The sequence below is a fragment of the Ensifer sp. ENS03 genome (assembly GCF_014852035.1).
Taxonomy (GTDB): domain Bacteria; phylum Pseudomonadota; class Alphaproteobacteria; order Rhizobiales; family Rhizobiaceae; genus Ensifer; species Ensifer adhaerens.
The window spans coordinates 419,400-430,456 of record NZ_JACVAV010000005.1 but is presented as its reverse complement, the minus strand read 5'-3'; the positions used below and the strand labels follow the sequence as shown (position 1 = coordinate 430,456).

At 62.1% G+C, this 11,057-nt stretch carries 7 protein-coding genes and 1 tRNA gene; 4 read left to right on the top strand and 4 right to left on the bottom strand.

Translation table 11 applies throughout. The features are described from left to right. Nucleotides 1-8 precede the first annotated feature (8 nt). Nucleotides 9-85, top strand: a tRNA-Met gene (locus tag IB263_RS20450). 461 nt (nt 86-546) lie between these two features. Beyond that, complete coding sequence (locus IB263_RS20445; RefSeq protein ID WP_192438929.1) at nt 547-1,629, top strand: sensor histidine kinase; 1,083 nt, start codon at nt 547-549, stop codon at nt 1,627-1,629. 96 nt (nt 1,630-1,725) lie between these two features. Here IB263_RS20445 and IB263_RS20440 read toward each other — a convergent pair whose 3' ends face one another. Beyond that, nucleotides 1,726-2,766: a DUF2950 domain-containing protein gene (locus tag IB263_RS20440; protein ID WP_246811043.1), complete on the bottom strand. Its 1,041-nt coding sequence runs from the start codon at nt 2,764-2,766 to the stop codon at nt 1,726-1,728. 21 nt (nt 2,767-2,787) lie between these two features. Next, nucleotides 2,788-4,167 (bottom strand): DUF3300 domain-containing protein, encoded by a 1,380-nt coding sequence (locus IB263_RS20435; protein ID WP_034787232.1) that lies wholly within the window; start codon nt 4,165-4,167, stop codon nt 2,788-2,790. A gap of 314 nt (nt 4,168-4,481) precedes the next feature. Here IB263_RS20435 and IB263_RS20430 point away from each other — a divergent pair, with 314 nt between their 5' ends. Then, a complete protein-coding gene (locus IB263_RS20430) occupies nt 4,482-5,630 on the top strand; it encodes an AI-2E family transporter (protein ID WP_060517439.1) in 1,149 nt (382 codons plus the stop codon). Here the strand turns inward: IB263_RS20430 and IB263_RS20425 are convergent, their stop codons facing one another. Further along, nucleotides 5,631-7,397: a hypothetical protein gene (locus IB263_RS20425; RefSeq protein ID WP_192438928.1), complete on the bottom strand. Its 1,767-nt coding sequence runs from the start codon at nt 7,395-7,397 to the stop codon at nt 5,631-5,633. It lies immediately after the preceding gene. A 288-nt stretch (nt 7,398-7,685) separates the two neighbouring features. Then, the gene (locus tag IB263_RS20420) at nt 7,686-9,683 is read right to left on the bottom strand and encodes a bifunctional diguanylate cyclase/phosphodiesterase (RefSeq protein WP_192438927.1); all 1,998 of its coding nucleotides are present in this window, start codon (nt 9,681-9,683) and stop codon (nt 7,686-7,688) included. A gap of 313 nt (nt 9,684-9,996) precedes the next feature. Between IB263_RS20420 and IB263_RS20415 the strand changes: the two genes are divergently transcribed. Further along, nucleotides 9,997-11,040, top strand: coding sequence for a class I SAM-dependent methyltransferase (locus IB263_RS20415; protein WP_089044899.1), 1,044 nt, complete (start codon nt 9,997-9,999; stop codon nt 11,038-11,040). The last annotated feature ends 17 nt before the right edge of the window (nt 11,041-11,057 follow it).

Sequence of the window (11,057 nt, the reverse complement as noted above, 5' to 3'; positions counted from 1 at the left end):
GCGCTGGACGCGGGGTGGAGCAGCCCGGTAGCTCGTCAGGCTCATAACCTGAAGGCCGCAGGTTCAAATCCTGCCCCCGCAACCAAATCAAAAAAAGCCCGCATGGAGAAATCCAGCGGGCTTTTTGGCGTTCCGGGGACAGGGAAAGGACGCCAACGGGCGCAAGTCGCAAGCTCAGGCGCGGGCCAAAGAGCCGATCACGCCAGCCAAGTCCGAGGGCATGACGCAGTAACGCAGTGAGCGAGCTTCGCCGGGCGCTTACGTAGTCGCCACCAAAGCCGCGACATGCCATCACATGATCGCAGCCACGCCCGTTTCGCGGTCAAACCCGTCCCTCAACGCACTCTCGCCCGACGCCCGCCGTCGTCGGCCCACGTGGCTTTCCACGGGACCGAGCCATCTGACTTCCGCCGCAATCTTCGCGCGGAAAGACGGAACCGAGTGATCCTTTTAGTTGCTAAACTTCTTTATTTCCTTTTTCAAATAGCCGCCCCTCGTCATGCTGGCGCCTGGGGCTTGGACCCGAATTCAGCACGACAGAGTTTGATGAAGCACATCACCATCCCCACCGATAGTTTCCTGGACGGCAACCGGTTTCGCGTCGTCACCCTGCGGCTGGCACTGATCTACGCGGCGGCCGAATTCCTGATCAGCAGTCCCATCTGGCTCACGATCGGGAACAATCCGCTGAAACCCCTTCTCGGCAAGCTGGCGCTCGAAGCGGTCTTTGTCCTCGTCGCCATCCTCCTGGCGCAGCTTCTCAGCCGGATGCGGCGGCAGAGCTATGGCCGACAAATCGCGGCGTGTCTGTTGTTGTCGCTGGTCAGCTCGCTCGGCATGTCGCTGCTGGACGCCTATCTCTACAGCCTGATCATGTTGCCCGTGGTCGTGCCGTTCAACATCATGGATTACGCCTATGCGGTCTGCTATCGCATGTCGATCTTCTTCGGCTGGTCATTTCTCTTCGTCGCGTTGCTCAATCACATGGACGTGCGCGACCGCGACCTGAAGCTGATCGCGTCACGCGAAGAGGCGCTCGCGGCGCAAATGCGCGCCCTGCAGTACCAGATCAACCCGCATTTCCTTTTCAACACGCTTAATTCCATCACCGGGCTTGTCGAGGAGGGGGCCTCCGAGCGGGCCGAACGGATGATCATGTCGCTTTCGGCGTTCCTGCGCTCGACGCTGCAGCTCGACCTCATGCGTGAGCTCAGGCTTGCCGACGAGATGGCGCTGCAGAAGGAATATCTCGAGATCGAAAAGGAGCGGTTTTCGGACCGGATGCGCGTTCGGATCGACATTCCCGGCGAACTCGAGGATGCGAAAGTTCCAAGTCTCATCCTGCAGCCTTTGGTCGAGAACGCGGTCAAACACGGAGTCGGTCGTTCCAGCAGCACAGTCGAAATCCTGATCCGCGCGGCAAGGCGCGGGGACAGGCTCAATCTGATCGTCGAAAACGATGTTGCCGCAGCGACTGCGGCGGGGATGACGCACGGGCTCGGCATCGGTCTTGCCAATGTGGCCCACCGCGTCAGGACCCATTTCCCGGGGGGAGCTTCGCTGACAGCAGGCCCGATCGAGCCGCGCAAATTCCGAGCCTCGCTCGATATGCCCTTGATACTTGTTTGAGGCAGAGGAAGAGGCTGGTGGACGGGCAGGCGAGGTTATTGTCTGACGCCGCCCGACTGGGCGGCGTTATCGTTCATGCCGATGGTAGCATCCCCGTCAATCGTCGACGACGGACCACTTGTCGTCCGGATCGAAGCGGTCGATGAAGGGTACGATTGCTTCCGTGCTCGGCCCGAGGTCGCGCTCGTAGACGATGCCCTGCTGGTTGACGACGAAGGTCTTCACGCCCGTCTCCGCATAGGTGACCGGCCAGGCGATCAGCGCAAAGCCGCCGATCATGTTGCCGTTGATCACATAGTCGTAGCGACCGCCGGCAATGTTGTCGCCCTGCGAGGTCAGGATGCGGAAGCGGTAGCCGAAGTATCCTTCGCCAGCTTTTGCCTTTTCCAGGGCCGCTTCGCTGATCGAGTCTCCGACGGGGCTTTCGCCATCCCCTTGGTCGGCCGGCCAATAGAGACCGTCGGTCTGGCCGGGCGTGCTGATCAGCTTCTGGGCATATTCGAGCACGCCGTCGGAGTCGCGATCCTCAGAGGCGTATTCCTTCTGGGCATCGACATAGGCTTCGACCGTGTCGATCGCCTGCAACTCGTTCTCGCCGACGCGACGATTGACGATCTCTTCGAGTCCGACATAGGTATCGAAGGCCCATTTGCCGTCATCGCCCTTGGTGAGCGGGAAGGGCAAGGGCCAGAGCCGGTCGCCGATCTGAAGGATCTTGCGGCCCTCCAGGTCGCGAACGACGACATTGCGGGCTGCCCCTTCGCGGATAAGAGCGAACGTATCCTTCACCCCTTCGCTGTCTTTCAGCTTCTCCGCATTCAGCCCCAAAAGTTTTGCGAGGCCGTCGAAATCATCGGCGGCCAGCCTGGCCTTGAATTCACCGATGGCTTTCTCCGGATCGTCGAAGACCGGCGGGTCTTCTGCGGCGGCATAGGCATCCAGCCCACCCACCATCTGGTCCGCCGGCGGCTGATCGGCCGACGGTTGGTCTCCTGCAGGTTGATCGCCGGCAGCTTGATCGCCAGCAGGTTTATCGGCAGGCGGTTTGTCCTGCGAATAGGCGGAGCCGATCGGCGTCGTTACCAGAACCAGCGCCATCGCTGATCCCAGGAGAAGGGAATTGAAGAGCTTTGTCATGGTCGTTCTCCTGTGATCCGATCAACGTCTGCGTCCGCCGCCGCCGCGTCCGCCGCCGCCACGGTGCATCGGCGGCCGGCCGCCACCACGGCTCATCTGTGGCCGCCCACCGCCGCGATGACCACCGCCAAGGCTTTGCCCGCCGCGGCGTGACGAAGCGACCTCACGCCGTCCGGAATTGACATTGCCAAGGCCCGATGGCTTCTTCGGCCGGTTCTGCGCCTTTGCCGCCATCTTCTTCTTGCCACCGCTGCGGTTGACCTGCGACGGCTTGTTGCCCGGGCGATTGATGCTCGGCTTTCCGTCCCCAGCGCGGGCCTTGGCGATCGCCTGACCGCCACCGCCGCCGCCGGGCCGAGCTGCCGGTCTCTGCTGCGCTTTCAGCCCGTCGAGCGTGCTCTTGCGCACATCCCTGATCTGGCCGCCGCCACCTCCGCCGGGCCGTGCGTTCGGCCGGTCGCGATTGATCTCGGCGGCGCGGTTGCGCAGGTTGTTGTTGCCGTTCGCCTTGATGTTGTTCTTGATGCTGTTTCGGTCGAAATGCTGAAGCTGGTCACGATTGAAGTTGATCTTGCTGCGATCGACATTCTTCCAGTCGACGTCGTTCCACTTCACCTTGCCGTTGATGTTGTTGAAGCAGTTGTTGCAGTCGATGTCCATGTCGCCGCCGTTCCAGCGGCCACCCCAGACGCCCCAATCGTCCCAGTCGACGATCGCGGCGAAGGCCGCACCCGTGACCGCACCGGCGAAGAAGGCCGCACCCGGATACCAGTAGGCGGGATAGGGCTCGTCATAGTAGCCGATCGGCGCCGGTGCATAGTTCGGCTCGTAGAGCATCTCCGGCGGATACTGCGGCACATAGATGGTTTCCGGATTGGCCGCCTGGATGACGACGTTGTCGCCTTCCTGGACCACCTTTACCTTGTCGTCGGTCTTGATGATGTTCTTCGCGACCGCCTCGTCACGCAGTTGCTGGATGGCCATCAGCACGTCTTTCTGCTGATTGGCGATCGCATCGCCGAAAGACTGCGTCCACTCGAGATCCTCGCTCATCATCTTGACGATCTGGGGGTAGTTCAGCAGCGATATGATGCTGCCGTCCCAGTCGTCTTTCGGCTTCATGTCGGGTTTCTTCTCGCGAGCCTCAAGAAACCGTTCTGCCTCGACGATCTGCAAAGGATAGAGCGCGGCGGCGGAAATGAGCGCCACCAACTCGTCCGGGTAAAGCGCGATGCGCGCCACCAGCACCTCGAGCTCATCGTCGCTGAGCGGCTCGGGTGCTGTCTGTTGTTCCTGAGCAGCCGGTGCGGCTGCCGTCTGCTGTGCAAGAACCGCCGTGACGGGTGTTGTTATCAAAACCGCGATTGCGCTGCCGAGCGCGATGATCGTCTTTTTGATCATCTATCCAGCCTCCCTCGTGTATTGGGCAATGGCACGGGCGCTTGAACTGGCGCGCGGGACAGCCCCCTGTCGACGCTTCTTGTTCTGCAATTTCAAGCTGATCGCGCAGCAGTCTCTGACCACAGCCGTCATCAGTCAATGGAATCTCTAGAGGAGGCCGGCGGATCGGGAAGCCCGGCAGGCGTATTCTACTGTATGTTACTGCCCCACGGTTGCCGTGGGCGTGCCATCCACGTGACGGTAGAGCTTGCAAGGTGCCGGCGAGCATAGAGCTGCGGGTGTCGGCTGTTTCGCGTGAGGGGGAAGGGGCTAGCATGGACGAGGATCCTTCCCGATCGAATGTGGTCCGCAACGGAACGAACGGGTCGCCTTCCATCGAGGCGAAGATCACGGATATCGCCCGGATCGGCATCGTCGGGCTTCTGGCCTACTGGTCTCTGACGCTGATCGCACCCTTCGCGATCATTCTGATATGGGCGGCAATCCTCGCGGTGGCGCTCTTTCCAGCCTATGCCAGGCTGGGACGCCTGCTCGGTTCGCGGCGCCTTGCCTCATTCCTGATCACGCTGATATGCCTCGCCGTCATCGTCGCCCCGCTGACTGCGATCGCGGTCAGCTTTGCCGAAGGGTTGCAGGCGCTGCTTGCCAGGCTTGCCGACGGTTCGCTGAGCGTACCGGTCCCGCCGGAATATATCCGCACGTGGCCTGTCGTCGGCGAGCGCATACATGCGGTCTGGAGCATGGCGTCGGGCAATATCGAAGCACTGCTGAGCAAGATCGAACCGGCGCTGATGCAAGCCGGGACCAAGGTTCTCGGCAAGGTCGCGAGCGTCGGCGCCGAGGTCTTAAGTTTCGTGGTCTCGGTGTTGATCGCAGGTTTTCTCTTCGGTTCGGCGGAGCGGCTGGCGGAAATGGCACAGCGCTTTGCCGGCAGGATCGGCGGCCAGCGGGGCATCGGTTTCCTCAAGCTGGCGACGGCGACGATCCGCAACGTGGCGCGCGGCGTCATCGGCGTGGCGCTGCTACAGGCATTTCTGTGCGGACTGGTGCTCAGCCTGTTCGATGTTCCGGCACCTGGCGCGATTGCCTTCGTCGTGCTGATCCTCTGCATCATCCAGATCGGCCCCGCGCTGGTGTTGCTGCCCGTCATGATCTGGGCCTGGTTCACCATGGATTTCGGTCCGGCGCTGTTGCTGACGATTCTGTTGATCCCGCTGTTCGTCATCGACAATGTGATGAAGCCGATCCTGGTGGCACGCGGGCTGTCGACGCCGACGCTGGTGATCCTGCTCGGGGTGCTTGGCGGCACGCTGTCCTATGGCCTGATCGGTCTTTTTCTCGGGCCGATCGTGCTGAGTGTCGCGCATGATCTGCTGATGGTCTGGGCGCGCTCTGATGCGGCGCCAGAGAAGGCGGCTGAACCCGCCGTCCGCGACGGCGAGCTTGAACCCGGCAACATCTGATCAGCGTATCGCGCTGGTGGTACCTGCCTGCTGATACTCCGCTTCGGGCACAGCAACGCCGGCGGCGCGCAGGCCGTCGAACAGGCGGTGCTGATCCTCGGGACGGTGAAACTGAAGGGCAATCGCTTGCCCGAGGTCACCGAGGAGAGCCGGGGCGTTGGTCTCGAACCACTTTCGCTCCTCACGCGCCTGATCCGTCTTGCCGAGCTTTCCGAGAATCGCAAGCAGCAGGACCCGGTCGGTCGGGTTGGCGCCCGGATTGGCGAGGCGCGCCCACCGTTCGGCGGCGACGTAGTCGCCGGCGAAATAGGCGCAGCTTGCCAACCCCCTTTCGAAAACGCCAGTTTGGCCGAGGTTGCGTTCGATTGCGTCCGACAGGAGCTTGCAGCCCGCATCCCATTGGCCCGACTGCGCGAGCCGGAGGCCGTATGCGCCGGCAAGTTCGGTGTCGTTGGGATTGATGGCAAGCGCGCGGGCGCCGACGGCCAGGGCAGCATCGACTTCGCCGCGAGCGAAGAGGACGAGCATCTGTGCTTCGAGGGCGCGAACGTCGAAGGGGGCAAGATCGACGGCGTGCGCCGCCGCTTCGCCAGCCTGTTCCAGCAGCCCTGCTGAGGCCGAGGGATCGAGGCCATTGCTCAGCGCATCTATATAGCTCATCGACAGAAGCGCCCAAGCGGTGGCGTAGGTCGGGAATTGCCGGGTCGCGCGCTGCAGGCACTCCTCGGCGGAGCGACGGGATTGCGGATCGATGTCGCCGCGATGGTCGTAGTAGGTGAGGGAGCAGGCATAGGCCTGCCAGCCCTCGGGAACCGAACGCCTGAGTTCGGCTGCGCTTGCCTGGAAGATGGCGCCATAGGGCTCTGCCACCGCGCTCGAGACCGCGGCCGCCGTCCTTGCCTGCTGATCGATGACGTCGCCGGACTGCAGTCGTTCGTCGTAGGTATTCGCCCAGACGACCGCCCCGTCGGATCGCTGGATGAGCCTCACGACCAGCCGCAGCCGCTCTGCCTCGAGCCTTACCCGTCCCTCAAGCGCATAGGTTTGATCGGCCGGTGTCCGTAATGGATCGCTGACCGTGACCGGTACGATCTCCTTGAATTTGGCGAGGTTGCTCACGACTTCGTCCGTCAGCCCCTGCGCCATCATCGCCGATTGCCGCGTCCCCGAGATGTCCTCGAAAGGCGTGACGATCACCTTCGGAATATTTGGCCGACTGGTCGCCGTACTGTTGTCACCGGAAAGAAGCAGCAAGCCGGCCGACAGACCGGCGAGGCCACAGACAAGCGCCGCAGCGCCAAGCAGGATGCGGCGGAGATGACGCCAGCCGACCGGCGCGGCTTCGGACGGTGGCATTCCGCCTTCTCTAACGGGTGCTGGCTGCTTTTCGGCTCGTCTTTCGAAGGTCGGCACATAGGCGCCCTTCGGCATCCGGATCACGATCGGGTCGCTGCGTCCGGCGACGAGGTAATAGCGTTCGAGTGCCCGACGAATGCGGCCCGCCTCGATCCGAACGGCGGGATCCGTTTGCGGGTCGAAGGAGGAATCCCGGCCGAAAACCTCGGTGGCAATGGAATAGGCCTTGATGCGGTCGCCGCGCCCGGCCAGTGTTTCCTCGATGACATAGGCCAGGAATTTACGGTCGCGGTCTGGAGCATCGAATTCGGCGCTCAGGCGAATGCGCTCAAGCTGTGCCAGAACCTCCACGCTGCTGGGCGGAGATATGGTCGGTTCGACGCCGACGTCCTGCTGGTCCCCGATGGCCATCACGCGCCTCCATGGGCACAATGTGAGATTGTATCCGGCGGCAGTGTAGTCTCCCGTATCCTACGCACCGGTTCGGTCGGAGCGCAACATTTATTCGCGTCGGGCTTCACGTTCCCTGCCGAGGTTGCGCGGGCGTGCGTTGACGATGCCGAGGGGCGCGGCCGGGCGTTTCGCTCGCCGATGTCATTGATCAGCGCCGAACGGGAAGCGGCAGCGGCATTCCCGTCCGCCGATACCGGTTTGCCTTCCTTCGACCGCAAATCGTGGCAAATGAGGTCGACAAGGCTTCTAGTTACGGACGCCGTTTCGAAGCGGGAGGCGCGGCTTGTCGGTGGGCGTGCGGAACATGTCCGCTGGCGCCGGGCGTCCGACGTGGAAACCCTGGACGTGGTCGATCCGAAAGCGCCGCATCAGGGCCAGTTGCTCGTCGGTCTCCACGCCCTCGATCAGGATCTTGTGGCCGCGGTTGCGCACGAGCCCGATGATGTCCTGCAGCATCGCGCGGCCCTTCGGCGTGGCGCAATCGTGCAGGAACGACCGGTCGATCTTCACCGTGTCGAAATCGATCAGGCGCAGCCAGGAGAGGCCGGCGAAGCCGGTTCCAAAATCGTCCAGCCAGATGCGGATGCCCAGGGTCTCCAGGTCGCTGATGCAGCGCAGGATGCCCGAGTGCATCTCCATCTCCAGCCCTTCGGTAATCTCGAAGGCGAGCCGGCTTCCGGCAACCCCGGTTTCTCCCAGGATCGCCGCGACCGAGGTCGCAAAGCCCGGCGTCTTCAGCTGGATCGGCGAGACATTGACGCTGACCAAGGGAACGTGATTGTCGACAAGCAGTTCGCGGCACACGGTATTTATCGCCCAGCGGCCGAGATCGAGAATGGCGCCGGTCCGCTCGGCGACCGGGATGAAGAGGCTTGGCGGAACCGAGGTGCCGTCCAGCATCGTCAGGCGCATCAGCGCCTCGACGGCATCGACCTCGCCAGTCGTCACGTTCGTGATCGGCTGGTAGACGAGGGATACCAGGTTCTGGTCGACGGCGATCTTCAGGAGGGCCGCGATGTTCTCGCTCTCGTCGCTGCTCTGCGGATCGTTCGGATCGAACAGCTTCGAGCAGTTTCGCCCGCTCGCCTTGGCGGCGTATAGCGCGCGGTCGGCCTCGTGGATGATTTTCTCGAGCTTGGCGCCGGTGTGATTGCGGGTGAAGGCGGCGCCGACGCTGACGGTGACGATGGACACGCCGTCGCGTCGCTGCTCGTGGATCAGCCCCATGCTTTCAACCGTGCGGCAGATGACCTCCGCAAGCTCGGCCGCCTGCTCGCGCGTATCCAGGCGAGCAAGGACGATGAACTCCTCGCCGCCGTAGCGGCCGATCGAGCCGTGATAGTTTCTGATCGCTTCGCCGAGCGCATTGGCCACGAGAATGAGGCAGCGGTCGCCCTCCTGGTGGCCGTAGCAGTCGTTGTATTTCTTGAAGAAATCGACATCGATCAGCATGGCGGTGAAGTTCTTGCCGAGCTTCTGCCAATCGTTCCAGTAGTCGCGCAGCTGCTGATCGATGGCGCGGCGGTTGTCGAGACCGGTCAGCGGATCGGTGTTGGACAGCCGCAGAAGCGCCATTCCCCGCTCGGAAGCTTCGTTCTGCTGGATCTTCGCCTCGAAGGCGTTGAGGAAAACCTTGTAGCGCTCGCGGTTGAGCTTCCAATTCACATAGGAGGTGAAGACGAAGCAGGAGACGTAGAACGTTCCGAAGGCGATCAGGTAGGCCGGATCGTGTTCGGAGAAGAACGACAGCGCGATGAAAAACGTCACCAGCACGATGCTGGAGGCGACCACCGAGAGGCGGAACCGTAAGCTGAAGAAGAGATTGGCGCCCATCATGAAGATGGCGCCGAAAATCATGTAGTAGGACATGCTGCTCGTATCGGCCGTCATCATCGCCGGAACGAGCCAGCCTATGTAGCCGAAGACGAGGGCTGCGGCGCAGGTGCCGTCGAGCCATTTGGTCTGGGCCTTCAGCCGAAACAGGATCTCGAAGGTCAGAAGCGAGCCGATGCCGACAAAGAGGCGCGAGACGATCGTGTAGAAGGCGACGTCGGGGACGAGCAGGATGTCCGGGATGAAGAAGAGCAGGTAGACGACGACGGCAACCCACAGCCCCTGCCGGGTCGAGGCGCGCCGGCCAGCCTCGCCCTCCATGCGATAGAGGGTCTGAAGCTCAGCCAGGTGCGGCCTGTGCGGCTGCTTGTGTAGGTCGATGTCAACTACGTCGGCCAACGTGTGCTTCATGCACTGATCCATCGCGCTGCGTCACGGTCAACGGAAATCTGTTGTCGCTTTTCCATCAATGGACGTTGTTTCGGACACTCCCTGCGTGTTCGCCGCAGCCAATCTGCAACAAGGGCGGGAAACGCTGCGAGCCATGATAGGAGGTGTCCATTAAGTTTTGTTAAATTAATGGGTCAGGGCGTCTGCGAATCGGTATCACCCAAAGGGGTGAGCTCCGAGTATTTACCTTATTATATACAAAAACTTGCATTCCGAGCCGTAATGCGCGCATCTTCGCGACTATTGTTAACAAAGCTTTAACGGATGGTCTCGCGTGCGCCAATTTCAGACTGTTTTCGACGGTCAGAGCCTCATTACTCCCAAGGCAATGGCTGATGAGTTCGTTTCGCCCCGCGGCGAACGACATGACGAACAGCTCTCGACCGCCAAGGCCGAGCTCGCATTGATTCTCAGGGTCGCTCAGGAACAATTCATTCAAGGAACGGATGCGTCGAAAATTATCGACCGGCTCGCGGCCTCCCTCCACCAGACCCGTGCCAAATACCACCCGAGCGTGTGGCAGGAGCTAATCCCGATTGCCCAGGATCACCCGGTTTCGGAGTACTTCCTGCAGGATCCGTTCACCCGATGGTCGTTCGACAAGCCCAGGGGATATTCGGGTGACGCGCAGTTGCTCGACTTCATCTACGGCCATGCAAGCGTTGCCGGCGAAATCGAGCAGGCGTCCCCGGTCGGGCGCGCCCTTTACGACTACACGAAGGACGCTTCGTCCTCGGTGGCGGTGCGCGAGCGCCGCGATATCCTCACGCGCCACGTCGACGAGATCGCGGCGAGCCGGGGTTCCGAGGCGGAGATCCTGACGATTGCCGCGGGCCATCTGCGGGAGGCCAACCGGTCCAAAGCGCTCGAGGAACGCCGCATCAAGCGTTGGGTGGCGCTCGATCAGGATCCTCTCAGTGTCGGATCGATCAGCCGCGATTTCTCCGGCACGGCGATCGAAGCGGTCGACGGTTCCGTTCGCAGCCTGCTCGGCCGCGACCAGAAGCTCGGCACGTTCGACTTCATCTATGCGGCTGGTCTCTACGACTATCTCGCCGACAAGGTGGCCATCAAGCTGACGCATCGCTGCCTGCAGATGCTGAAGCCGAACGGCGTCTTCCTTTTTGCCAACTTCGCCCAGGACATCGGTGTCGACGGTTACATGGAGACCTTCATGAACTGGGCCTTGCTGCTGCGTTCCGAAGTGGACATGTGGAACATCATCCACAAGAGTGCCGGGAAGTCTGCGATCGACGCGCGCGTCTTCTTCGGTGCCAACCGCAACATCGTCTACGGCGTCATCCAGAAGCATTCCTGAGATTGCTTCGACGAACT